Below are 25,260 nucleotides of genomic sequence, written 5' to 3' on the forward strand. Positions count from 1 at the left end.
TTCAGACAGATGCCAGACCGCGCCGCTCGACAAAGCGGAGAATTAGGGATAATGAGAGGGTAATGGCCAGGTAAAGAATCGCCACAACAAAGTACACTTCGAACGCAGTAAAGGTGTTGGCGATGTAGATCTGACCCTGGCGTACCAGCTCACCCACACCAATAACCGAGAACAGTGAGGTGTCCTTGATGCTGACAATGGCCTGGTTGCCCAGCGGCGGAATCATCCGGCGGAACGCCTGAGGCCAGATGATGGACCAGAACGTCTGGGTTCTGGACAGCCCGAGAGAAAGACCTGCTTCGGTCTGGCCTTTGGCGATGGACTGGACACCACCTCGAACCACCTCGGAAATATAGGCTCCGGAATTGAGTGCGATGGCCGCAATGCCGGCAGTCAGGGGATCAATAGGGCCACCGATAAGGTCGGGCAGGCCATAGAAAATGAACAGAACCTGCACCAGGATGGGGGTGCCACGAAAGATTTCAATATAAGCGGTTGCCGGCCACCGCAGATACCACTTCTTGTTGATGCTTAACAGGCCGAAGAAAATGCCCAGGCCAAAGCCGATCAGAAGACCGCCGAAGGAAATCAGCAGGGTGTAAGGAATCCCTTTTATCAGAAAAGGGATGGAGTCGATGGCTGCCTGCCAGTCGAACTGAAACTGGAATTCCACAGTGAGAGTCTCCGCAGGGTTTTGGAGTCACGAATTGCCGGGGCGGGGATGCCCCGGCACAGAGAATCGGACCGTTCGGATCCGGGGGCCTTACATGCCTTCAGGCATGGGGCCAAACCACTTCTCGTAGATGGTTTTGTAGGTACCATCTTCTTTCATGGCAGCCAGGGCGTCATTGACGTCATCAACCCACTCACTACCGTTCTTCAGGGCGATACCATACTGCTGACCTTCGTACAGAGGTCCAACGGTTGTCACCTTGCCTTCACCCTTGGTACGGGCGAAATAGCCGACGTTCGGTGCGTCATAGAAAACCGCATCAATGGCACGGGACATCAGTGCCATATACATGTCAGAGCTTCCGGGGTAGGGGGTTACACCATCGTTGGCATCCAGGTTCTGAACCAGGAAGTCATAACTGGTACTGCCGATCTTGGTGCCGATTTTCTTGCCTTCCAGATCGTCCAGCTCGGTCACTTCGCCGTTGCCTTCGCGAACCAGAATCCGCAGGCCGGAATCGTAGTAGGGGTCGGAGAAGTCGACGATCTCTTCGCGCTCTTCGGTAATGGTGATGCCGGCAATGGCAATGTCCACGTTACCGGTTTGCAGGGCAGGGATGATGCCATTGAAATCCATGGTGTTGAGATCAATGTCGAAACCGGCGCGGTCGGCCACCTCGCGGATGATTTCCATGTCGAAACCAATCATTTCACCGGTTTCCTGGTCCATCATCTCGAACGGAACAAAACTGGGGTCAGTGACGACGCGCAGGGTTTCTGCGCTGACGGTGCCTGCAGCAACTGTGAGGGCAAGACTGGCGCTTACGTTCTTCAGCCACTTGGTACTCATACAATCTCCTTTACTTTCTTATAAGGCTCCAATTGCCCGGTAAGGCAAGCCGGACCAATCACTGCTGTTGACCGCGATCTCCGGGGAGCGTGGATGTAACTATCACGTACACTCTAGACTATTACGCAGATGGACAGAGGAAATCAAATGTCCGGGGAGGGCCAGAGCAAGAGATAAGGGAACGAAAAAAAGGGTCAGATGGACGACGCCAACTGACCCTGTGTATCCGCTCCGGCAACTCAGAAAGCGATCTTCTCTCGCTCGCTGATGCCCAGGTTTTTCCAGATACTGATGCTGGGTTCGACCTGGTTGAGCGTGTAGAAATGCAAGCCGGGTGCGCCGGCCTTCAGCAGCTTCTCACACATCTCGGTAACGACTTCTTCACCGAACTTACGGATGGACACGCTGTCGTCGCCATAGGCTTCGAGCTGTTTGCGAATCCAGCGCGGAATCTCCGCACCGCACATGTCCGAGAAACGAACCAGACTGGAGAAATTGACGATGGGCATGATGCCCGGAACCACCGGAATGGTGACCCCCATTTTCTCCAGCCGGTCGATAAAGTAGAAGTAGCTGTCCGGGTTAAAGAAGTACTGGGTGATGGCGCTGTTGGCACCAGCCTCAACTTTGCGGGCAAAGTTCTTCAGATCTTCTTCGGCATTGCGCGCCTGGGGATGAAACTCCGGATACGCGGCTACCTCAAGGTTGAAGGTGTCGCCGCTGTGCTCGCGGATAAACTCCACCAGCTCATTGGCGTAGCGCAGCTCACCCGCTGCGCCCATCCCCGAAGGCAGGTCGCCCCGAAGGGCAACAATCCGGTTGATCCCGTGCTCTTTGTACAGATCCAGCAGTTCGCCGATATCCTGGCGAGTGCCCCCGACACAGGACAGGTGCGGTGCCGTGGAAATGCCCTGCTTGTGCAGGTTGAGCACGGTTTCTATAGTGCGGTCCCTGGTGGAACCACCAGCGCCGAAAGTGACGGAGAAAAAGTCCGGATTCACTTCGGCCAGCTGGTTGCGCACGTTCTTCAGCTTTTCCTTGCCCTGGTCGGTCTTGGGTGGGAAAAACTCAAAGCTGAAACGGCGCTTGAACTGTTTCTGGGATTGCATCTGGTTACCCGATCAGTACTTGTAGCTTTCTGGCTTGTACGGGCCTTCGACCGGTACACCGATGTATTTGGCCTGCTCTGGCGTCATCCTGGTGATCACTCCACCAAAACCTTCCACCATGGCCCGGGCCACTTCTTCATCAAGATGCTTGGGCAGCACCTGAACGTACACGCCTTTCTCACGGGCATCTTCCGGCAGGTCGGCGAACTTGCGTTCGAACAGGTACATCTGGGCCAGAACCTGATTGGCAAAGGAGCCATCCATAATGCGTGAAGGGTGGCCGGTGGCGTTACCCAGATTCACCAGACGACCTTCGGAGAGCAGAATCAGGTGGTCATTGCTGGCCTTGTCCCGGTAAATCACGTGAACCTGAGGCTTCACCTCATCCCATTCCCAGTTCTTGCGCATGTAGGCCGTATCGATCTCGTTGTCGAAGTGACCGATGTTGCACACCACGGCGCCGGATTTAATGGCTTTGAGCATGTGCGCGTCGCACACGTTCATGTTGCCGGTGGTGGTGACCAGCAGATCGGTATTCTGCAGCAGATCGCGGTTGACGCTGGATTCCGTGCCAGTATTCACGCCATCAAGGTACGGAGATACAACTTCGAAGCCGTCCATGCAGGCCTGCATGGCGCAGATCGGGTCGGCCTCGGCAACTTTTACGATCATGCCTTCCTGACGCAGGGACGCGGCAGAGCCCTTGCCTACGTCGCCATAGCCGATCACCAGCGCTTTCTTACCCGAAAGAAGGTGGTCCGTAGCACGCTTGATCGCATCGTTCAGGCTGTGGCGGCATCCGTACTTGTTGTCGTTTTTGGACTTGGTGACGGCGTCGTTGACGTTGATCGCGGGAACCTTGAGGGTGCCTTCGCGAAGCATTTCCTGCAGGCGGTGCACACCGGTAGTGGTTTCTTCGGTTACGCCGTGGCAGTTCACCAGAATGTCCGGATACTTTTCATGGAGCAGGGCGGTCAGGTCGCCGCCGTCGTCCAGAATCATGTTCGGTTCCCAGCCGTCTACGTCGGCTCCAACGGTACGTTCGAGGCACCAGTCGTACTCTTCGTCGGTTTCACCTTTCCATGCGAAGACCGGAATACCACTTTCGGCAATGGCCGCTGCAGCCTGATCCTGAGTTGAAAAAATGTTGCAGGAGGACCAGCGAACGTTGGCGCCCAGTTCAACCAGTGTTTCGATCAATACGGCCGTCTGGATGGTCATGTGGATACAGCCCATGATGTTGGCGCCTTTCAGCGGTTGCTCGCCTTTGTATTTCTCGCGGAGCTTCATCAGGGCAGGCATTTCGCCTTCAGCGATGTTGATTTCCTTGCGGCCCCAACCGGCGAGGGAAATATCGCGGACTTTATAATCGTCAAAGCTGTTCAGTTTTTCTGCGGGAGTGCTCATGGTGTTCTCCTGTCAGTGAGTTTGGCCTGGGCGCAGGTCTGATGACATACGCCCGAAATTGAATTAGATACCAGCGGCATCCTTGAGAGTGGCCGCGCGATCGGTCTTCTCCCAGGGGAAGGCGGTGAAGGTCTTGCCGCCGACGGTCATTTCATAAGGATCGCGGCCAAAGTGGCCATAGGCTGCGGTAGCCCGGTACATCGGGTGCAGCAGGTCGAGCATGTTGGTGATGGCGTACGGGCGCAGATCAAAGTTCTGGCGCACCAGGTCAATGATCTTGTCGTCGCTGATCTTGCCTGTGCCGAAGGTGTTCAGGGAGATCGATGTTGGCTGCGCGACACCAATGGCATAAGAAACCTGGATCTCGCACTTGTCTGCCAGACCGGCGGCGACGATGTTCTTGGCGACATACCGGCCAGCGTATGCGGCGGAACGGTCAACCTTGGACGGATCCTTGCCGGAGAACGCACCACCACCGTGGCGGGCCATGCCGCCGTAGGTGTCCACGATGATCTTGCGGCCAGTCAGGCCGCAGTCGCCCACCGGGCCACCGATCACGAACTTGCCGGTCGGGTTGATGTGGAACTGGGTGTCTTTGTGCAGCAGTTCTGCCGGCAGGGCATGCTTGACGATCAGCTCCATTACCGCTTCTTTCAGGTCTTCCTGAGTTACGTCTTCGTCGTGCTGGGTCGACAGGACCACCGCGTCAATACCGGTCACCTGGCCATTTTCGTAACGGCAGGTGACCTGGCTCTTGGCATCCGGACGCAGCCATGGCAGCAGGCCACTCTTGCGGGCTTCGGCCTGACGCTGAACCAGACGGTGCGAGAAGGTGATCGGCGCAGGCATCAATACGTCGGTCTCGTTGCTGGCGTAGCCGAACATCAGGCCCTGGTCACCTGCACCCTGGTCTTCCGGCTTCTGTCGATCAACGCCCTGGGCGATATCAACAGACTGCTTGCCGATGATGTTGATAATGCCGCAGGTATCGCCGTCGTAGCCCACCTTTGATGAGGTGTAGCCGATGTCTTTGATAACGCCGCGCACCAGATCTTCCAGATCGACCCAGGCGCTGGTCGTGATTTCACCGCCGACGATGGCCACACCGGTTTTTACCATGGTTTCACAGGCAACGCGGGCGTGTGGGTCTTCGGTCAGGATGGCATCAAGAACCGCATCGGAGATCTGGTCAGCCAATTTGTCCGGATGGCCTTCAGAGACCGATTCGGAAGTGAAAATGTTGTAGTCAGCCATAACGCATGCTCCTTTGTGAGCGATTCGAATTCAGGTCGGTAAGTGGCTTGTTTGAAGCGCTTTCCCGTATCCGTTTTGGTGGTTTTTGTGAGGATACGTAAAACTACGTATCTGTATATCAAAATTTGTTGATATTGCGATTCGGGTCGTCAAATCTGACCGTTGTGTTTCCAGAACTCCCGAACCTGAATCTGGAAACCATTCCGTAAACCGATGAACAGCTGTTCTCCGGCAACCAGCCCGGCGTCGGCGGCCCAGGTGGTGAGCTCCTCCGGCTCGAAGCCCAGCCACAGGTCTCCACAATTTGCTTTTGCCCAGTCCTGGTCGTGGCTGCACAGGTCGCTGATTACCAGACAACCACCGTTGTTCATCAGTGCGGCGGCATCCAGGAAGATGTCAGCGGGACTGGGCACGTGGTGCAGCACCATGTTGGCAACCACCAGGTCAAACGCGTCGCCCCGGGCCAGCAGGGTGTCAGTGACGCCCTCAATCAGATCGATATTGTTCAGCCGTTCGTCGATACAGGTCCGGGTTGCCTTGGCCAGCATGTCCCGGCTGTTATCCAGGGCAACCACGTGCTCGCTTAGCTCGGCCAGCACCGGTAAGAACGCACCTTCACCCGGACCGATTTCCAGGGTGGCCTGCCACAGGTGTTTGCGGGACCGTTTCCGGATCATCTTTGCCACAGGTTCGGCATAGAGATCGAAGGCGGCGATCAGTTCCTGCTGTTCCCGGAATTGCTCTGCATGGCGCGCAAAGAAAGCCTGGGACTGATCCGCACGTTGGGTGCGGATGGCTTCAATACGTTCCTGCAGGTGCAGTGGTAACGGCACCCGGTCGACCGCTTCGAATATCTGGCGAATGGTCTGGTCTGTTGGCTTGTCGCTGTCCAGGTGCAGGGGGCGACGATAGAAAATCGCATTCCCTTCCCGCTGGGGTTCCAGCAGGCCGGCCTTGTTCATAACCTTCAGGTGATGGCTCATACCTGATTGGCGCATGTCGAAAAGCTGGCTTAACTCAAGAACGCCAAAGGTATCCTTTCTGAGCACGCGCAATATCTCCAGACGCAACGGATCCCCGCTTGCTTTAAAGATCGGGGCCAGAGCGTCCAGGGAGGACAAGTTATCGGCGTGTGCGTTCATTGATGTCATGGCAACGAAGTGTAGGGGGGTTCGGTTGTTCAATCAATAGCCATATCAAAAAATTTTGATATAGATTTATCGGGCTTTGAAATCAGGCCCTTTCGGAAATCCACAGGCTAACAATCGCGAAACAGGCGCATGTCGATTTGCCCCGGCACACACTAATCGGCGAAAATACGCGCCTCATTTTTGATCGCCTTTTAATCACTGCGAATTCTTTTCCTGCAAAACACTGGAGAAACGTCAATGCCGTCTCGTAAAGATCTCGCCAACGCCATTCGCGCGCTGAGCATGGATGCGGTTCAGAAAGCCAAATCCGGCCACCCGGGTGCGCCCATGGGTATGGCGGATATCGCCGAGGTTCTGTGGAATGATTACCTGAGCCACAACCCGGCCAACCCTCAGTGGGCCAACCGGGACCGCTTTGTGCTGTCCAATGGACATGGCTCCATGTTGCAGTATTCCCTGCTGCACCTGAGCGGTTATGACGTTTCCATCGACGACATCAAGAATTTCCGTCAACTGCATTCCAAAACGCCGGGCCATCCCGAATACGGTTATACGCCGGGCGTAGAAACCACCACCGGTCCGCTGGGTCAGGGCATTGCCAATGCGGTCGGTTTTGCGATTGCCGAAAAGTCGCTGGCAGCGCAGTTCAACCGTCCGGGTCACAAGATCGTTGATCACTACACCTACGCGTTTCTGGGCGATGGCTGCCTGATGGAAGGCATCTCCCACGAAGTCGCCTCTCTTGCCGGCACGCTGGGTCTGGGTAAGCTGGTGTTCTTCTATGATGACAACGGCATTTCTATTGATGGTGAAGTCGACGGCTGGTTCACAGACAACACCCCGCAGCGTTTCGAGTCCTACGGCTGGCAGGTGATTCCGGCCGTTGATGGCCATGATGCCGACGCCATCCGCGCCGCCATCGAAGCGGCCCGTGCCAATACGGATCAGCCCACGCTGATCTGCTGCAAGACCATCATCGGGTTTGGTTCTCCGAACAAGCAAGGCAAGGAAAGCTGCCACGGTGCCCCCCTGGGTGACGACGAAATCACCCTGACCCGCGAGCAGTTGGGTTGGCAGCATGGCCCGTTCGAAATCCCTGCCGACATCGCCGGTGCCTGGAATGCCCGTGAGAAAGGTGCCGCTGCCCAGTCCGAGTGGGAGCAGGCATTCGCCGCCTACGCGCAAGCCGAGCCTGAGCTGGCGGCCGAGTTCAAGCGCCGCATGGCCGGTGACCTGCCTGCCGATTTCGCAGAGAAGGCCCAGGCCTATATTCAGGAGTGCCAGGACAAGGCCGAGACTGTGGCCTCGCGCAAAGCCTCGCAGAACACTCTGAACGCATACGGTCCGCTGCTTCCGGAACTGATGGGCGGCTCTGCCGACCTGGCCGGTTCCAACCTGACTATCTGGTCCGACACCAAGGGTCTGACCAAAGAAGATGCCAGCGGCAACTACATCTATTACGGTGTCCGTGAATTCGGTATGGCAGCGATCATGAACGGTATTGCGCTGCACGGCGGTTTCGTACCCTATGGCGCCACCTTCCTGATCTTCATGGAATACTGCCGTAACGCCGTGCGTATGGCGGCCCTGATGAAGCAGCGCTCAATTTACGTATTCACCCATGATTCCATTGGCCTGGGTGAAGACGGTCCGACACACCAGCCAATCGAGCAGATGGCCAGCCTGCGCACCACGCCGAATATGAGCATGTGGCGCCCGGCAGATACCGTTGAATCCGCGGTTGCCTGGAAAGCGGCGCTTGAGCGCAAGGACGGCCCGACAGCCATGATCTTCTCTCGACAGGGTCTGCCGGCCCAGCCGCGCGATGCCCAGCAACTGGCCGATGTCGCGAAAGGCGCCTATATCCTGTCTGACAGCGAAGGCACTCCAGATCTGATCCTGATCGCCACCGGCTCCGAAGTTGCCCTGGCGCAGGATGCTGCCGTTAAACTGCGTGAGCAGGGTAACAAGGTACGCGTCGTCTCCATGCCGTCGACCGACACCTTCGATGCTCAGAGCGCCGAGTACAAGCAGCAGGTTCTGCCGCTGGATGTGACTAACCGCATCGCCATCGAAGCCGGTATTGCAGATTTCTGGTACAAGTACGTTGGCCTGGACGGTCGCATTATTGGCATGACCACCTTTGGTGAGTCCGCGCCTGCGGGTGAGCTGTTCAAGGAGTTCGGCTTTACTGTCGACAACGTTCTGGAAGTGGCTGCCGAGCTTCTGGACGCCTGATGACAGACGCTGCGCCTTTTCGTATTGCCATCAACGGGTACGGCCGAATTGGCCAGTGCGTGTTGCGTGCGCTCTATGAAAACGGCTTCCGCGACCATCTTCAGGTGGTCGCTATCAATGAGCTGTCAGATATCGACACCATTGCCCACCTGACCCGATACGACTCCACCCATGGCCGGTTCCAGGGTGACGTTTCCGTGTCGGGTCAGGATCTGATGGTCAATGGCGATGCTATCCGGGTTTTGCGTCACTCCGATCCGTCAGACCTGCCCTGGGGCTTACTGGATGTCGATCTGGTGCTTGAATGTTCCGGTTCATACTCTGACCGCTCAAAAGCCCAGAAACACATCGATGCCGGTGCCAAACGTCTGCTTTTCTCGCAGCCGGCAGAGTCGGATGTTGACCGTACCGTGGTCTTTGGTATCAACCACACCGAGCTCGCAGCGGACGATGTCATCGTTGCGGCGGCCTCGTGCACCACTAACTGCCTGGTGCCGGTCATCAAGGTGCTGGACGATGCGTTCGGTGTGGAGCAGGGCAGCACCACCACCATCCATGCAGCCATGAACGACCAGCCGGTGATTGACGCCTACCACCATCAGGATCTGCGTCGAACCCGCAGTGCCCTGCACAACATTGTTCCTGTGGAAACCGGTCTGGCCCGGGGCATTGAGCGTCTGCTGCCACACATGGAGGGCCGGTTCAGTTCGGTCGCCATGCGGGTGCCGACCATGAACGTCTCGGCTATCGATATGGTGGTGAATGTGCGCACGGCCACAGACGTGGCAGCGGTGAACCACCTGTTAAAAGGGGTCGCCAGTGGCCCGTTAAACGGCATACTCGGCTACACCGACGAACTGCTCGCCAGCTCTGACTTCAATCATGACGCCCATTCCGGCGTGGTGGACGGCGGCCAGACCCGGGTAACCGGAGGTACCATGGTGAAGGTGCTCTGCTGGTTCGATAATGAGTGGGGCTTCGCGAACCGGATGCTCGATGTCAGCAAAAGCTGGTTAACCAAACCTATCTGATCTGAATTTTGTTGAAGGGACGAACGTTATGGCCATCAAGAAAATGACCGACCTCGACCTCGCTGGCAAGCGAGTGCTGATCCGTGAAGACCTGAACGTACCGGTCAAGGACGGTAAAGTCTCCAGTGATGCCCGCATCCGCGCGTCACTGCCTACTATCAAGGCCGCCAAAGAAGCTGGCGCCAAAGTCATGCTGATGTCCCATCTCGGCCGCCCCGAGGAAGGTGTCTACGATGAGGCCTCTTCCATGAAGCCGGTCGCCGACCACCTTACCAAAGTGCTGGGCCAGGACGTTCGCCTGATCAAGGACTACCTGGATGGCGTTGATGTCGCCGACGGCGAAGTGGTCCTGTTCGAGAACGTCCGTTTCAACAAGGGCGAAAAGAAAGACAACGAAGAGCTGGCCAGGAAGTACGCCGCCCTGTGCGATATCTACGTGATGGACGCGTTCGGTACCGCTCACCGCGCCCAGGCGTCCACTCACGGCGTGGCAAAGTTCGCCCCTGAAGCCTGTGCCGGCCCGCTGCTGGCGGCTGAACTGGATGCCCTAGGCAAAGCCCTGGATAATCCGGCAAAGCCGGTGGTGGCCATTGTGGGTGGCTCAAAAGTGTCAACCAAACTGGATGTTCTCAATGCCCTGGAAAAAGTGTGCGATCAGATCATCGTCGGCGGTGGCATCGCCAATACCTTCCTGGCGGCGGCAGGCCATCCGGTCGGTAAATCCCTGTGCGAGCATGACCTGATCGACACCGCCAAAGACATAGCCAGCCGCGTTGACATACCGCTGCCGGTAGACGTTGTGGTTGCCAGTGAATTTGCCGAAACAGCAACGGCCACCACCAGGAACATCTCAGATGTCAGTGCCGATGACATGATCCTCGACGTAGGCCCGGAAACGGCCGGCAAGTTTGCCGACGTTCTGAAGAATGCCAAAACGATCCTCTGGAACGGCCCGGTCGGTGTCTTCGAATTCGACCAGTTTGGCAACGGAACCAAAGCTCTTGCCCACGCCATCGCGGAAAGTCACGCATTCTCCCTGGCTGGCGGTGGAGACACCGTCGCCGCCGTTGACAAGTACGGCATTGCTGACAAAATCTCCTACATCTCTACCGGTGGTGGCGCCTTCCTGGAATTCGTCGAAGGCAAGACCCTCCCGGCAGTAGCGGTGTTGGAAGAACGCGGCGCGTAAAGAGTTACAGACAGAATTCAACTATCCAAAGTCTAAATGAAGGAGACGACCCATGGCCCTGATTTCGATGCGGCAAATGCTGGATCACGCCGCCGAGCATGGTTACGGTGTGCCAGCCTTTAATGTAAACAACCTGGAACAGATGCGCGCCATCATGGAAGCCGCCGACAAAACCGACTCCCCGGTGATTGTCCAGGCCTCCGCCGGTGCCCGTAAATATGCCGGCGCACCTTTCCTGCGTCACCTGATCCTGGCGGCGATCGAAGAATTTCCGCATATCCCGGTGGTTATGCACCAGGACCACGGAACCAGCCCCTCCGTGTGCCAACGCTCCATCCAGCTGGGCTTCAGCTCTGTGATGATGGACGGCTCTCTCGGTGAAGACGGTAAAACCCCAACCGACTACGAGTACAACGTGGATGTGACCCGTCGTACCGTTGAAATGGCCCACGCCTGTGGTGTCTCCGTAGAAGGCGAACTGGGTTGCCTGGGTTCTCTGGAAACCGGCCAGGCCGGTGAAGAAGACGGAATCGGTGCGGAGGGCATCCTGGACCACAGCCAGATGCTGACCGATCCGGAAGAGGCGGCGGACTTCGTCAAGAAAACTCATGTAGACGCGTTAGCCATCGCCATCGGCACCAGTCATGGCGCTTACAAGTTTACCCGTCCGCCCACAGGCGACATTCTGGCCATCGATCAGATCAAGGCTATCCACGCCCGCATCCCGGATACCCACCTGGTTATGCACGGCTCCAGCTCCGTGCCTCAGGAGTGGCTGAAAATCATCAACGAGTACGGTGGTGAGATTCCGGAAACCTACGGTGTGCCGGTTGAAGAAATCGTGGAAGGCATCAAGCACGGCGTACGCAAGGTCAACATCGACACCGATCTGCGTCTGGCCAGCACTGGCGCGGTCCGTCGCTTCCTGGCCGAAAACCCGGCCGAGTTCGACCCACGCAAGTTCCTCAAGGAAACCATGAAAGCGATGACCGACGTGTGCATTGCACGCTACGAAGCCTTCGGTTGTGCCGGTAACGCAAGCAAGATCAAGCCGGTCAATCTGGAGCGTATGTTCGAGCGTTACGCTGCCGGTGAGCTAGACCCCAAGGTCAGATAAGCTCAAGAGAACGACGCCTGATAGGCCTCCGCATTGCGGAGGCCTTTTTCGTCGTGCCGCCAGGCTGCGAAAAAAATCAGCAGGCCGATAGCGGCAGTCGCAGCTCCAACATAGCCAGTTGATGACCAGCCAAAACCGGCGGTGATCGAGATGCCGGCTAACCAGGGCCCAAGGGCGTTGGCCACATTGAAGGCAGCATGATGTGAGGCTGCCGCAAGATTCTGCGCCCCGTGCGCGACATCCATCAGGTGAGTCTGGAGCGCAGGCCCCAGAGAGCCCATCATTGCCACCAGAAAACAGGCCGCCATCAGCGCTGGCAATGAGCCTGTGGTGGACGGAAAGGCCAGCAGAATGCCAGCGCTCAGAAGCAGAATCACGCCCACTGCGCGGAAGCCCAGCCGGTCAAACAGCCAGCCACCGAGCAGATTGCCGATAAAGCCACCAAGACCAAATACGGCCAGAGCAACTGGAATCCAATAGTCCGCCACCCCGGTAACCTCAAGTAACGTTGGTGCCAGATAGCTCAACACAGCGAACATGCCGGAAAAGCCAATGGCGCCGATGGCCAGCGCGAACCAGATACCGGTGCGATTGAACGCACGGATTTCGCTTAATGAGCCCTGGCGAGTCTCGTTCGGATCCGGAGGGAGTACCCAGAGCACCATAAGGAAGGTGGCCGTAGCAGTCAGCCCCACAAAGGCATACACGTATCGCCAGTCCAGCGATTGCCCCATCCAGGCTGCCAGGGGGTTACCCAGCAACAACGCCAGTGTCAGGCCCATCATGACCCTGGCCACGGCTTTGGCGCGCTGGTGAGTGGGCACCAGGGAGGCGGCCACCAGGGACGCAATGCCAAAATAGGCGCCGTGCGGCAGCCCGGCAAAGAAGCGGGCAATGACAACCCCTGTGTAGTCGACAGCCAGGGCGCTGGCCAGATTTCCTATGGCATAGAACACCATCAGCCAGATCAGGAGTTGCCGGCGGAAAAAACGCGCACCGATAATTGCCAGAATCGGTGCACCGACCACCACGCCCAACGCATAAGCACTGATGAGGTGGCCGATCTGGGGCTCTGATACTCCGAGATCCCGGGAGATGTTGGGCATGAGACCCATCATGGCGAATTCACCCGTGCCGATGGCAAAGCCGCCGAGGGCAAGGGCAAATTCGATTAGAAAAATCCGGAATCGAGTGGCTGGTGCACGGCTCAAAAAAAGCACTCCCTGATGCTGGTGGAACGGAGAAAACCGGCGATTTTCGCGCTAACAGGAGTGAGACGCCATACGGATTACCACAGTGGCCGGGGGATTAGTCCTGCTGTGTTTGATCTACAGCAACTGGCTATCACGGCCGCCTTGTAATTTTGCTGGCAGCGTCGAATATTAAAGAAGAAGGTTCAAAAATGGTTGGTTGTTGATGATCAGTAACAAGGAGTGTCATGGACTTTAAAGATTATTACGCCGTACTCGGTGTGAGCGAGTCTGCCTCCGCCGAAGAAATCAAAAAAGCCTACCGCAAGCTCGCCCGGAAATTTCACCCTGACGTCAGCAAGGAAGAAGACGCGGATGCCCGGTTCAAGGATGTGGGGGAAGCCTATGAAGTATTGAAAGATCCGGAAAAGCGTGAGGAGTACGACCAGCTGCGCAAATACGGCGCACAGGCCGATGGCTCTTTTGAGCCACCTCCGGGTTGGCAGAGCGCCTCCGGTTTTGGCGGCGGTGGTTATACCGAGGCCGATGCCCGCCAGTTCAGTGACTTCTTCGAGGAGATCTTCGGAGGTGGTCGCCAGGGTGGTTTTGGAGGCGGTGGTTTTCGCCAGGGCATGAAAATGCGCGGCGAAGATGTTCACGCCAGGATTGCTCTGTTTCTGGAAGAGGCCTTTCATGGGTGCGAAAAACAGGTCTCGTTCCCGGTCCACGAAGCCGACGAGCATGGCAGGGTGGTTGCCCGGCAAAAGACGTTAAAAGTGAAAGTACCCGCCGGCATGCGCGAAGGGCAGCATATTCGCCTGAAAGGTCAGGGCTCGCCCGGAACTGGCGGAGGGGAGCCCGGTGATCTGTTCATTGAGGTAGCTTTTGCGCCGCACCCGCAGTTCACCGTAGAAGGTCGCGATGTGATGATCACTGTACCGATTGCGCCCTGGGAAGCAGCCCTGGGTTCAACCGTTACGGTTCCAACCGTTGGCTCAAAAGTGAACGTGAAAGTGCCCAAAGGCGCCACCAGTGGACAGAAGTTGCGGCTCAGGGGGAAGGGCTTTCCGGGCAAGCATCCGGGTGACCAGATTGTGGTGCTGCAGGTGGCCATGCCGGAGAAACACAGTCCAGAGGCTGAGAAACTCTATGAGCAACTGGCTGAGGCCGAGGCAAACTTCAATCCACGCAGCAAGCTTCACGTGTGAGCGGGAGTAAGGTATGAGTGAGCAAGATCATATTTTTACGGTAGAGGTGTTCGACCCGGAAGGCAGCACCTTCACTCTGCGTGAAGTCTGTGAGCGCGGTGAGTGCCATGCCGAGTTTGTCATCAAGCTGGTCGACTACGGCATAATTGAGCCGCTGGAGGTGTCACCGGAGTCCCGGCAATGGCACTTCGATATCGCTGCCCTGAGCCGATTGCGCAAAGCTCAGAGACTGCAACGGGATCTGAAAATGAATCTCCCCGGGTTGGCCATGTCTCTGGAACTCCTCGATGAGGTGGAAGACATGCGCCGGGAAGTGGCCCGTCTCAATCACAGGATCAGTCAACTGATGGGGGAGTAGCCGCTTCCCCCGTTATTGCTTTTCTTCCAGCGCCTGGATCTCCGCGTAGATCTTTTCCGCTTCCTCCATGAGGGTTCCATGCGTTCTCAAGTCGCCGTTGCGCTGGGCAACCAGTGCCTTGGCGAGTTTTGCCTCATACTCTTTCTGCAGCTTTTTCTTCGGATCGCTTTTCAAAAATCCCAGCATAGGTTTGAGCCTGTTCAGAAGCGTGTTTCGATTATACGTCGGTGGGCATTGAAAGTTCACTGGCGGGAATAAGGGTGGCAAACCTTCGCAACAAAACCCGTACAGAAAAGCGTCCTGTTTCGGCCCGGGTTTTGCTATACATAGGATTACACGTGTTGCAGGGATGCGGGCACAGATTGTGCAGGATGCATGAAGCACACAGTTAGCGGAGTTCGTATGTCATTCAGATTTTTCAGGCAGCTGATCTCAAGCCGCCTTCTCCGACCGGTTTTCATTGTGCTGGTGGTTGTTGGCCTGGTTCAGGTGGTGGTCAGCCAGTGGCTGATTTCCAGTCAGGTGGAGCGACTGGTCGGCACCGCTGGAACCGCACTTGAGGCCAGCAGCGAGCAAGTCAGCGCCTCTTTCGGAGATACCCGCGAAGATGTCCGGACACGCCTGGAGACCATGCGGCAGAAGACCACCGATGAACTCTCCGCCGAGCTTACCCGTCAGCAAACCGCCCAGCAGGAGCGCGTTGCCAACAACGTTCGAAGCGCCGTGATGGCGGAAGCGCAGGGTCTGGCAGATGTGCTGGCGGCTGTTGCCGCTCCGCTGATCTGGGACCGTGATGTGCCACGCCTGACCGATCTGGTGGAACTGGCCGACGCCCGGGAATCGGTGCTGTTTGCGGTCTATTACGACCAGTACGGCGAGCGTCTGACCCGGTACGTGGATCGTACCGACGACCGGGTGCGCGCTTTAATGGAGCAGGGTGAGGGTCGTGGTGCGGCAAATCGTGTCCTGGATGCGGCAAGTCGTGACCCGAACGTGGTGATCATCACTGCCGACATCGCGCCCCAGGGGTCTGCGATTGGCCAGCTCAAACTGGGGCTATCCATGGAGGGGATCAATCAGGATCTGGCCGCCCTGAAAGAAGAGTTCAGTGCCACGATTACCGGTAGCATCGATGCGCTTCGAGACACTCTGGAGGCAGAAACCGAGCAGGTAAATCAGCGCCTTCAGCAACAGCTGGCCGGTATGGATTCTGACACCCAGGCCAGAATGCAGAGCACCGTGGACGCACTGAACACCGAGGCGTCGAGCCTTTCCGCCAATCTCAGCCTGCTGGCGATCGGCTCCGTGGTCGTTCTGATCGTGCTGGTGGCACTGGTGCTGGGTGGCGGTCTGTTGCCCCGAGTGTTCCGTCTGAGTTCTGCGATCTGGGGTATTGCCGATGGTGAAGCCGATCTGACCCGCCGGGTGTCCATGAAAGGCAAGGATGAACTCACCGAAATGGCTCAGGGGATGAACCGGTTTATTGCCCGTATTCAGGAACTGGTCTCTGACGTCAAGGCGTCCGCTGAATCGGCCGCCGGCCAGGCTCAGGCGCAGGGTGACGTCAGTCGCAGTGCCGTGGCTGCGGTGAATCGTCAGGAGCAGGACGTAGCGGAAGTGTCTGGAACCATGGATGTAATGTCCCGGAGTATTTCCGAAGTGGCGGAGAACATTCACGATATTGCCGGATCTATCCGCAATGTCAGTTCCGAGAGTGAAGCCACTGCCGGTATTTCCCGTGAAGTGCGAAACCGGCTGGATCAGGTGGTGCGCAATGTTGAACAGGCGGTGGAAGCCGTTAATCAGCTGGACAACCAGAGCAAGGAAATTGGCTCGGTGTTGTCGGTGATTGGTGCCATCGCAGAGCAGACCAATCTGCTGGCTCTGAATGCGGCCATAGAGGCCGCCCGCGCAGGGGAGTCCGGCCGTGGCTTTGCCGTGGTGGCGGATGAGGTTCGCACGCTTGCAAGCCGTACCCAGGAATCCACTACGGAAATCCAGTCGATCATCGAAAAGCTGCAGAAGGGCAGTCGCCAGGCCGTCACTGCCATTGGCGACGTCTCTGATCAGGTCACGGAATCCTCGTCGGAATTCCGGCGGGCTGACGAGCATTTTGACCGGATCAATCAGCTGCTCAGCAGTCTTCAGGATCGCGCACTTTCGATCTCATCGGTTGCCGAAGAGCAGGGGCGTCATGCCAGTGAGGTCAGTGTCAGTGTCAACGACATCGCCGCTTCTTCACGAGAAACAGTGGATGCGATTGAACGCTCCGATGAGGCCAGTGGCCAGATCGGCCAGACACTGACCTCATTGAAGGATAAAGCGTCACAGTTCCGGGTCTAGGCGCGCCCGGGCAGTCCGGTATTCGTCGGTCAGGCGGCCCACCAGATCCCCTACGCTCAGTACGTCGTGGATCTGGCTGACGCCCTGGCCGGCAGACCAGACGGTTTTCCACGCCTTGGCCTCATCATCAACGGGTTTTAGCTTGTCGCCGTAGTTGATCTCACCGGCCTGGTGCAGTTTGTCCATGGGGAAGCCGGCCGCCTCCAGACTTTGCCGCATGAAGCTGGCGGGTATGCCGGAAACCGCCGGGGTGTGGATGATGTCGGCTGAGACCGCATCAATGATCATGTTCCGGTAGGCCTCGTCGGCATGGGATTCGGTGGTGTTGATGAACCGGGTCCCCATGTACGCCAGGTCGGCACCCAGGGCCTGGGCGGCCAGAAGATCCTCGCCGTGGGAGAGGCCGCCGGCCAGCAGGATCGTGCCGTCAAACACTTCCCGGATCTCATGGATCAGAACAAACGGATTGATGGTGCCCGCATGACCCCCGGCACCAGCCGCCACGGCGATAATGCCGTCGACCCCCGCCTCTGCAGCCTTGCGGGCATGCTTCTGGTTGGTCACATCGTGGAACACCACACCGCCATAACCATGAACGGCCTCGACTACCTGGCTGGCAGCGCCCAGCGACGTAATGATGATGGGCACCTGGTGCTTTACGCACAGCGCCAGGTCGGCCTGCCAGCGGGGATTGGTCCGGTGCACAATCAGGTTAACCGCATAGGGCGCGGTTTTTCGATCCGGGTTCAGGCTTCGGAAAGCAGCCAGCTCTTCGTTCATCTGGATCAGCCAGTCTTCAAAGCCTTCGCTGGTGCGCTGGTTCAGGGCCGGGAAACTGCCCACGATGCCCTGCTTGCAACAGGCCAGGGCCAGTTCAGGACCGGAAATCAGGAACATGGGGGCCGCTACAAGAGGTAGTGACAGCGTATCGTTCAGGGATACGGGCAATGGCATGAGGATTCCTTAATTTTTGTTGGAACTTTTGTAGGATATAAAGGATCTTAGCGTGCCATGCCCGATCTGAAAACGGTCGCGAGCTAATTAATTTCCTAAATCAGACACACGAAAGGAGTCCCTCCATGGGTGAAGCAAAACGTCGTCAGGAAACCGGCGCACCGCCTCCCAGAAAAGCAAAATCCAATAAGCCGCTCTATATAGGCGTCGTTGTGTTGGTTCTGGCCGCCGTGCTTCTAGGGGTATTTTTCCTGACCGCTGCACCCAAACCGACGTCTGACGATCTGCCGGTCGCCGCGCCCAATGCCAGTGATTTTCCGGCTCAACTGGATCAGTACGGCGTGTCCATTGGTCCTGATGATGCCACGGTAGTGGTCCGTGAATTTGCTGATTTCCAGTGCCCGGCCTGCGCCAACTTTTCTTCTGCCAGTAAACAGCTGAAAGAAGAATACGTGAATACAGGCAAGGTGCGCTTTGTCTACTTCGACCTGCCGCTGCAGCAACATGAGAACGCCATGCCGGCTGCCCAGGCAGCTCGTTGCGCCGGTGATCAGGATGCCTATTGGGACATGCATGAGCGCCTTTTCGATTCCCAGATCGAATGGAGTGGCTCAAACGACCCGGTTGCCACCTTCACCCGGTACGCGGAAGAGCTTGGCCTTGAGGAACGGCGCTTTAACCGTTGTCTGACAACTGAACTGCATCGTGAAGTTGTGGAGCAGAGTCGCCAGGTGGCGATGCAGTTGAAAGTGGCCAGCACGCCAACGGTTCTGGTGGATAACATCTGGCTGACCCGGCCAGGTTGGGGGCAGCTTTCTGCCGTGGTTGAGCGTGAGTTGGCCCGCGAGGTGGATTAACTCTCTGATACCCGGACAATCCCGCACTTGATCGTGAGCCTGAGTTGGTTAAAATTTGCGCCCTCTCAGGCTCCGGCTTTTGAGCTACCCCCAAACCATGCTCCGGATTTACGGTCCGGCCCGCAGGAGAAAAAGATGAGCAACAACGTTGTCGTCTGCGCACTGTACAAGTTCGCAGTCCTGAATGATTACCAATCCCTTCGCCAGCCACTTCTGGACCTGATGCTCGAGCAAAACGTGCACGGGACCCTCCTGCTGGCAAGGGAGGGCATCAATGGCACCATCGCGGGCAGCCGCGAGGGCATCGATGCCGTGAAAGCCTGGATTGCCAGCGACGAGCGCTTTGACGGGATTGATTACAAAGAGTCCTTTGTGGACATCCAGCCCTTCAAACGCACCAAAGTGAAGCTCAAGAAAGAGATCGTCACCATGGGCGTGGACGGTATAGACCCGAAACGCATCGTGGGCACCTATGTCGATCCGAAGGAATGGAACGATCTGATCTCCGATCCGGAAGTGGTGCTGGTGGATACCCGTAACCAGTACGAAGTGGAAATCGGCACCTTCAGGAATGCCGTTAATCCGGCTACCGACACCTTCCGGGAATTCCCGGAATACGTGAAGCAGAACCTGGATCCCTCAAAGCACAAAAAGGTGGCCATGTTCTGTACCGGTGGCATCCGCTGTGAAAAATCCACGGCTTACCTCAAGGAGCAGGGCTTCGATGAGGTATACCACCTCAAGGGCGGTATCCTGAAATACCTGGAGGAGGTGCCCGAAGAGCAGAGTCTATGGCACGGAGAGTGCTTTGTATTTGATGACCGGGTGACGGTCAATCACCGGCTGGAGCGAGGCGACTACGATCAGTGTCATGCCTGCCGCAGGCCGATCACCGAGGAAGACAAGCAGCGTCCCGAGTATGAGCAGGGGGTCAGCTGCCATCAGTGCATTCATACACTGACCGAGGAGCAGAAGGCACGGTTCGCAGAGCGTGAACGGCAGATGCGCCTGGCCGAGCAGCGTGGTGAGGCTCATGTGGGTGGCGACGCGGCCCGCATCATTGCGGAGCGTAAGGCCCGGAAACAGGCAGAAAGAGAACGTCAGGCCCGGAAAAGTCTGGCCGGTGAAAAGGCCGGGAAAACCGAGGGCGCCTGACCAACCCCGAAAGGAGACTTCATGGATTTTCGACAGGCAGTAGCCATTACCGCAGTTGTTATCGCACCGTTTGCCAACGGGCAGGAGGCCGATAACTGGAAGGGCGAAACTGAACTGGGTGTTTTGATCACCTCGGGCAATACCGAAGAGACCAACATCAAAGGCCGACTCGGCCTGATTCATGAAGTGGAATCCTGGCGCAACACGGGGGATTTCCGAACCAACTATTCCGAAACAGAAGACGAAACCACCGCTGAAAAATACGTGGCGGCCCTGCAGACTGATTACAAGTTCGATGAAAACCAGTACTGGTTTCTTCGAGGTGCCTATGAGAACGACCGGTTCTCGGGTTACGACTTTGAATCTTCGGTAACCACTGGTTATGGAAACCGGGTCTGGAAGTTGGGTGAGCGCTCATTTCTGGATCTTTCTGCCGGTGCCGGTTACCGGTACAACAAGCTGGAAACGGTAAACTCCGACGGTGAGGACGCCGAAAAAGAGGCGATTGCCCGTCTGGCCGGCCAGTTTGATTACGCCCTGTCTGAAAATGCGCTGTTTCGTCAGAAACTCAGCACCGAAATCGGTCTGGATGAGAACAACACCTCGACAGAATCGGAAACGTCTTTACAGGCGAACCTGATCGGAAACCTCTCAATGAAGGCGGCCTTCCTTGTCAGCCATGAGTCGGACGCGCCGGCGGGGTCTGACAGCACCGACACCGAAACGTCACTCTCTCTTCTGTACGGCTTCTGAGGCAGAGGGTCCGATGGATACTCCATCGGACCCTTCGTCCGGATCTCAAACGTTGTTTCTGAGTCCCAGTTCATCCGGGTAGGGCGTCAGGTATTGCTGAACGTTCAGGTAATCCACCGGCTCCCGGCGCTGAGCCATCCGTAACAGGGTCATGGGAACGACTAACGGGACCTCGCCTCTGTTGTAGGCTTCCATCTGCTCTATCAGTACCTTGCGGTCCTCCTCGCCCATGGAATCCCTCAGGTAGCCCATCAGATGCTGCATGGCATTCAGGTGTGATCCCCGGCTGACCTTCTTGCTCATCGCCTCCATGAACAGCTGGATGTAACGTTCAGCAATCGCCTCCAGTGGCTCGGATTTCAGATCTCCCAGCATGGGGCCAAGCTGGCGGTAGATTTTCTCGGAGTGAGCCAGCAGCTGAAATTTGTGGCGGGTATGGAACTCAATCAGCGCCTTTGCCGTAAGAGTGTCGCTGACGACGTTCTGCATCCAGTCGTCGTAGGCAAAAACCCGCTCGATGAAATTTTCCCGGATCATGTCGTCATTGAGGCGGCCTTCCTCCTCAACCGGCATCAGCGGGTAGGCATTCAGCAGTGCCTCGGCAAACATACCCCGGCCATCACGGCGGGTAACATTGCCTTCTTCGTTGTGCACCTTGATCCGTTCCATGCCACAGCTGGGTGATTTTGCCATCAGGATGTAGCCGCGGAGATCTGCCAGGGTGGGTATGACCTGTTCGATGAAGCCCTGCATGGCGTCTGTGTGGTCTGCAGTGCCCCTGGATTCAATCAGATGCAGGCCATCATTGTATTCGCGCAGATGAATGGCAGGGCGGGGAACGCCCAGGCCAGCTTCCAGCTCTGGGCAGATGGACCGAAACTCAAAGTGCCTGGACAGCACCTGGGTGCAGTAACGGGAGTGTTTATGGCCGCCATCATGGCGAACTTCCTTGCCCAGCAGGCAGGTGCTGATTCCGACGGGGATGCCGCTCACGCTGACCCTCCAATAATTAAACCTGTTTCTGTGATACGTGAATTCAGTCTAGTCCGATCACGGGCTCCGGGAAAACTGCGTGTTGGTTTATTCGGAATCGCGCCCGGAGCTTTTCTGTTTCTTGGCAAACATGGCCAGGGTCGTGGCGTAGATGGTGCGAACGTCACGGGCGAATTGCTCGACGGAATAGTCCTTTGCAAATTCGAGAGCTTGAGAGGCCAGTGTGCCGCGCAGCTCGTCGTCTTCCAGCAGTTTCCGGACCTGTGCCCGCCACTGATTCTGCTTTTCCGGAGTTTTGAAGCCGTTGAAGCCGTGCCGGACCACGTCTTCTATGCCACTGGAACGTACCGCCACTACGGGCAGTCCGGCGGCCATGGCCTCCAGGATCACCATGCCCTGGGTCTCGGATTTGGAGGCAAACAGGAAGGCGTCCCCCATCCGGTACCAGACAGCCATGTCCTCAGGGGGCACGGCGCCTGCCAGAGTGACGTGTTTCTGCAGATCGAGATCGTCTATCTTCTTCTGCAACCGGTCCTTCTGGTGGCCGTCGCCAATCATCAGGAAACGGAAGGGCACCTCGGTTTCCCGTCTCAGGGTAGCAATCGCCTCAATCATGAAGTCGATATTCTTCTCGTTGGAGAGTCTGGAAACACTGATGAATACCTTTTCGTCCTGGAGTCCCAGCTGGTTGCGCAGCTGCTCAATGTCCTCTTGCCGAACGTCCTGGAACTTCTGGTATTCAATACCGGTGGGTTGCACAAAGGTGGGGGTTTTCACCCCGATCATCCGCAGGTATTCCTCGGTGGAGTAGGTCGGCACGATCACCCCGTCGCACTTGTTGGCAAAGCGTTTGATCAGGGCGTGAGAAATCAGGTTGCGGAACAGCATACCCGGCAAGGGCACAAAATGGGCATAGTGCTCCAAACGGGTATGGTAGGTGTAGATCGCCGGTATCTTGAGGGTGCGCGCCACGAAAAGCCCCAGAGATCCCAGCCAGAAGGGGTGATGCAGATGGATGATATCCGGCTTGAACGCCCGGACGCGTTTGCGGATTCGGGCCAGAAAGATATTCGCCAGACGGAATTCCCGCTTCTCGCCCATGGCCAGAAGTGAAGGCACTCGCAGCACATGGGCCTCGGCTTCCGGCTGGCCCTTGTAGCGGGGGGCAACCACCAGCAATTTGTCGCCGAGTGCTTCCAGGCCGCGGCGCAGACGTTCAATCGAAATCGGCACCCCACCAATGAAGGGCAGGTAGTTATTGGTAAACATGGCCACCCGCATCGGTTTTTCCAGCCAGGGGGCGGGGTCCAGGTCGTAATCCGGGTAATAGTCCTTGCCGATGAAAATGGCGCCATACAGCTTGATTGTTATGGCTGAAAACAACGCCACGATCAAAAGGAAATTGAGGTAGCCGGTGTAGAACAGGGAATGGATAAAGAACCAGAGACTCTCCAGACGCTTGAGGATCGGGTGTTGGCCCACTTCCAGCCGCTGCAGGCTGTGGCTTACCTCACCGTCGGCTGTCACGTTGACCCGTACGTAGTGGTAAAAACTGGTGTCGTCGTTCAGCACCAGGCCACCGGCACCGCCGGTAGTGACAAATGTGGTGTTTCCCACCACCTCTTCAGAGAACAGGGACAGATTGGAGGAAAACACCCGGTCCACATCGTGTTCGCTGATGGCCTTGAGCAATGCGTCCCGGAATTCTGGTGGGGCCAGATAATCGTCTTGCTGGTCAAACGGAGCGTTTTCGTCCGGATGCAGGGGTGGGTGGCCAATAAACAGGATCCTGGCCTGGCCGGTATCCTGGGCCAGTAAATCGTTCAGCCAGCGGATCTGCCAGCGCCAGGGGGTTTTACCGGTGCTGTCGAGAAAAATCAGTTGGCTATTGCCCACCTGAAGGCTGAAGAAATGCGGGCCGAAATGATCGTAAAAACGGAAACTGCCAAAATCTTCGTATTCGTGGGCACCGAAGGTCAGCAGGTAGGGGATGTCCAGATGGCTCAGGGTGCCGTAAAGCGCCCTGTACTTGTCCTCACCGCCGCCGCTGACCGCGTTGCCGGCCGACACCAGAAAGTCGAGCCCGGAGCCGTTAAGTTCCGGGATGATGCGGTCTTCAAAAATGCCTACCGAATTGTTGATGTTACCCACAACCGCAAAACTGAACGGCTCACCGGCCTGTATCCGGTGATGGATCTGCTCGACCTGCTCAGTGTGTTCGCCCTCGAAATCCTCAGTGAACAGGTTCAGGTAGGCTTTGTAGCCAACCAGCAAAATGACCACCAGCAGGCTCAGGTAGAACAGAAGCTTGAGTGGGTTTCGGAACATCATCCGGCTCTCCTGCGATTGGTAACAAGTTCCCTCTGGAGGACCACCAGCCCGATAATCATGCCAAGGTAAATCGTCAGCAGGCGCCAGCAGACGATGACCAGTATCAGGTGATTACCCGAGAGGATATCCCGGAAGAAGCTGCCGAAAACACCCTCGGAAATACCGGAGGCTCCGGGCGTGGGGGAGAAATACATAATGAATGTGGTAACCACCAGTAAACCAACGGACACCAGGTAGTCCACATCGTAGTCGAGACTGGCCATCAACAACGCCGGAAAGCTGAACAGACTAAGCAGGAACACCGCAGTGAACAGAACCGACAGCCACACGAATACGGGCCTGCCGCGCAGATAGTCGCTGAAGCTACGGGAAAATCTAAGCATCTCCCTGCGAGCCTTGAACTGCCAGCGCCGGTGCCTCTGTTCACTGATCAGATGCCACCGGCGAGCTGTTTTGAGAATGCTGGTGAGCGGTCCTATCAGCCAGTGCGTCCGGAACAGCAACACGATGAAAAAGCCGAGGTAGAGCACGATGAAAATGGCCAGTGCGGTGCCAATATCGCCGGCAATGGTCGTGCCATCGAGGGATGTCAGTGTGAGCAGGAAGATCGGCGTCAGGGTGAAGATGAACAATACCGCCAACACTGTCCGGATGGTGGTTGCTGCCGTCGCCCTGCCAACCGGGACGCCATGCTGGTTGAGGAACCAGATCTGAGCGAAACCGCCACCGGTGGCCATGGGGGTGACGTTGGAGAAAAAGAGATTGATAAACACTAGCCGGAACATGGCCGGCAAGGGCAGGCGATGGCCCAGCGCCCGCAGAGTGAAATAGAGCCGCAGGCCATCCGAGGTGAAATACACCAGCAGCAAACCTGCCAGCGCCAGCAGTGTTTCCGGGGCAATCAGCCTGGCATCGAAGGTAATGCTGCGACCGGCAAACTGGTCGTAAACGGCGTACAGTCCGACGGCCGTAAGCGCCAGAAACAACAGACTGAAAAGCGCCAGCCTTTTACCTGAGGCGCGCTGCGAATAGTTGATGTCAGAGGATTCAGTCATGGGCTGCCCGTCAGAGTTAGGCGGGCAGTTTACAGGGTAGGGTGT

The 25,260-nt window shown here is 57.1% G+C and carries 22 protein-coding genes; 10 read left to right on the plus strand and 12 right to left on the minus strand.

Annotated elements, in window-relative coordinates:
• Position 1: 1 nt before the first annotated feature.
• The 6 genes from KO499_RS07395 to KO499_RS07420 all read right to left on the minus strand — a co-directional run bounded on the left by KO499_RS07395 (position 2) and on the right by KO499_RS07420 (position 6,443).
• Positions 2-673 carry an amino acid ABC transporter permease gene (locus KO499_RS07395; RefSeq protein ID WP_215983052.1) on the minus strand — a complete coding sequence of 224 codons (672 nt, stop codon included), beginning with the start codon at positions 671-673 and terminating at the stop codon, positions 2-4.
• Between the two features lie 90 nt (positions 674-763).
• The gene (locus tag KO499_RS07400; RefSeq protein WP_215983053.1) at positions 764-1,522 is read right to left on the minus strand and encodes a transporter substrate-binding domain-containing protein; all 759 of its coding nucleotides are present in this window, start codon (positions 1,520-1,522) and stop codon (positions 764-766) included.
• Positions 1,523-1,761: 239 nt separating this feature from the next.
• Entirely contained in the window at positions 1,762-2,631 is an 870-nt protein-coding gene (metF, locus tag KO499_RS07405) for a methylenetetrahydrofolate reductase [NAD(P)H] (protein ID WP_215983054.1), read from the minus strand.
• Positions 2,632-2,643: 12 nt separating this feature from the next.
• Positions 2,644-4,038: an adenosylhomocysteinase gene (gene ahcY / locus KO499_RS07410; RefSeq protein ID WP_215983055.1), complete on the minus strand. Its 1,395-nt coding sequence runs from the start codon at positions 4,036-4,038 to the stop codon at positions 2,644-2,646.
• 63 nt (positions 4,039-4,101) lie between these two features.
• Positions 4,102-5,292, minus strand: a complete 1,191-nt coding sequence (gene metK, locus KO499_RS07415; protein ID WP_215983056.1) for a methionine adenosyltransferase — start codon at positions 5,290-5,292, stop codon at positions 4,102-4,104.
• 149 nt (positions 5,293-5,441) lie between these two features.
• The gene (locus tag KO499_RS07420) at positions 5,442-6,443 is read right to left on the minus strand and encodes an ArsR/SmtB family transcription factor (protein WP_215983057.1); all 1,002 of its coding nucleotides are present in this window, start codon (positions 6,441-6,443) and stop codon (positions 5,442-5,444) included.
• A 237-nt stretch (positions 6,444-6,680) separates the two neighbouring features.
• Here KO499_RS07420 and tkt point away from each other — a divergent pair, with 237 nt between their 5' ends.
• Genes tkt through fba form a run of 4 tightly spaced genes read left to right on the plus strand, consistent with a single transcriptional unit; the run spans position 6,681 to position 12,018 of the window.
• Positions 6,681-8,681 carry a transketolase gene (gene tkt / locus KO499_RS07425; protein ID WP_215983058.1) on the plus strand — a complete coding sequence of 667 codons (2,001 nt, stop codon included), beginning with the start codon at positions 6,681-6,683 and terminating at the stop codon, positions 8,679-8,681.
• The gene (gene gap, locus KO499_RS07430) at positions 8,681-9,712 is read left to right on the plus strand and encodes a type I glyceraldehyde-3-phosphate dehydrogenase (RefSeq protein WP_215983059.1); all 1,032 of its coding nucleotides are present in this window, start codon (positions 8,681-8,683) and stop codon (positions 9,710-9,712) included. Before tkt ends, gap begins: the two co-directional genes overlap by 1 nt.
• Positions 9,713-9,740: 28 nt before the next feature.
• Positions 9,741-10,901 carry a phosphoglycerate kinase gene (locus tag KO499_RS07435; protein WP_215983060.1) on the plus strand — a complete coding sequence of 387 codons (1,161 nt, stop codon included), beginning with the start codon at positions 9,741-9,743 and terminating at the stop codon, positions 10,899-10,901.
• 52 nt (positions 10,902-10,953) lie between these two features.
• Complete coding sequence (gene fba / locus KO499_RS07440; RefSeq protein ID WP_215983061.1) at positions 10,954-12,018, plus strand: class II fructose-bisphosphate aldolase; 1,065 nt, start codon at positions 10,954-10,956, stop codon at positions 12,016-12,018.
• A gap of 2 nt (positions 12,019-12,020) precedes the next feature.
• Here the strand turns inward: fba and KO499_RS07445 are convergent, their stop codons facing one another.
• Positions 12,021-13,229, minus strand: a complete 1,209-nt coding sequence (locus tag KO499_RS07445; RefSeq protein ID WP_228339779.1) for an MFS transporter — start codon at positions 13,227-13,229, stop codon at positions 12,021-12,023.
• Between the two features lie 227 nt (positions 13,230-13,456).
• Between KO499_RS07445 and KO499_RS07450 the strand changes: the two genes are divergently transcribed.
• Positions 13,457-14,416 (plus strand): DnaJ C-terminal domain-containing protein, encoded by a 960-nt coding sequence (locus KO499_RS07450; RefSeq protein WP_215983062.1) that lies wholly within the window; start codon positions 13,457-13,459, stop codon positions 14,414-14,416.
• Positions 14,417-14,429: 13 nt separating this feature from the next.
• Positions 14,430-14,774: a chaperone modulator CbpM gene (locus KO499_RS07455; protein ID WP_215983063.1), complete on the plus strand. Its 345-nt coding sequence runs from the start codon at positions 14,430-14,432 to the stop codon at positions 14,772-14,774.
• Between the two features lie 12 nt (positions 14,775-14,786).
• Here KO499_RS07455 and KO499_RS07460 read toward each other — a convergent pair whose 3' ends face one another.
• Positions 14,787-14,960 (minus strand): DUF6435 family protein, encoded by a 174-nt coding sequence (locus KO499_RS07460; RefSeq protein ID WP_215983064.1) that lies wholly within the window; start codon positions 14,958-14,960, stop codon positions 14,787-14,789.
• A gap of 216 nt (positions 14,961-15,176) precedes the next feature.
• Here KO499_RS07460 and KO499_RS07465 point away from each other — a divergent pair, with 216 nt between their 5' ends.
• Entirely contained in the window at positions 15,177-17,117 is a 1,941-nt protein-coding gene (locus KO499_RS07465; protein ID WP_215983065.1) for a methyl-accepting chemotaxis protein, read from the plus strand.
• Here KO499_RS07465 and KO499_RS07470 read toward each other — a convergent pair.
• Positions 17,100-18,071, minus strand: a complete 972-nt coding sequence (locus KO499_RS07470; protein ID WP_215983066.1) for an NAD(P)H-dependent flavin oxidoreductase — start codon at positions 18,069-18,071, stop codon at positions 17,100-17,102. The two genes, KO499_RS07465 and KO499_RS07470, sit on opposite strands and share 18 nt — an antisense overlap.
• A gap of 125 nt (positions 18,072-18,196) precedes the next feature.
• Here KO499_RS07470 and KO499_RS07475 point away from each other — a divergent pair, with 125 nt between their 5' ends.
• The 3 genes from KO499_RS07475 to KO499_RS07485 all read left to right on the plus strand — a co-directional run bounded on the left by KO499_RS07475 (position 18,197) and on the right by KO499_RS07485 (position 20,836).
• Positions 18,197-18,928: a DsbA family protein gene (locus KO499_RS07475; protein WP_215983067.1), complete on the plus strand. Its 732-nt coding sequence runs from the start codon at positions 18,197-18,199 to the stop codon at positions 18,926-18,928.
• Positions 18,929-19,063: 135 nt separating this feature from the next.
• Entirely contained in the window at positions 19,064-20,083 is a 1,020-nt protein-coding gene (locus KO499_RS07480; RefSeq protein ID WP_215983068.1) for a rhodanese-related sulfurtransferase, read from the plus strand.
• Positions 20,084-20,104: 21 nt separating this feature from the next.
• Complete coding sequence (locus KO499_RS07485) at positions 20,105-20,836, plus strand: DUF481 domain-containing protein (RefSeq protein ID WP_215983069.1); 732 nt, start codon at positions 20,105-20,107, stop codon at positions 20,834-20,836.
• Positions 20,837-20,881: 45 nt separating this feature from the next.
• Here the strand turns inward: KO499_RS07485 and KO499_RS19900 are convergent, their stop codons facing one another.
• The 3 genes from KO499_RS19900 to KO499_RS07500 form a co-directional block, all read right to left on the minus strand.
• Complete coding sequence (locus KO499_RS19900) at positions 20,882-21,829, minus strand: YbgA family protein (RefSeq protein WP_215983070.1); 948 nt, start codon at positions 21,827-21,829, stop codon at positions 20,882-20,884.
• Between the two features lie 87 nt (positions 21,830-21,916).
• Positions 21,917-24,160 carry a glycosyltransferase gene (locus KO499_RS07495; RefSeq protein ID WP_215983071.1) on the minus strand — a complete coding sequence of 748 codons (2,244 nt, stop codon included), beginning with the start codon at positions 24,158-24,160 and terminating at the stop codon, positions 21,917-21,919.
• On the minus strand, positions 24,157-25,215 hold the full coding sequence (locus KO499_RS07500; RefSeq protein ID WP_215983072.1) for a lysylphosphatidylglycerol synthase transmembrane domain-containing protein: 1,059 nt from the start codon (positions 25,213-25,215) through the stop codon (positions 24,157-24,159). The genes KO499_RS07495 and KO499_RS07500 overlap by 4 nt, the downstream gene beginning before the upstream one ends.
• Positions 25,216-25,260 lie beyond the last annotated feature (45 nt).

Origin of the sequence: Marinobacter sp. F3R08 (assembly GCF_018860425.1) — a bacterium.
GTDB lineage: Bacteria > Pseudomonadota > Gammaproteobacteria > Pseudomonadales > Oleiphilaceae > Marinobacter.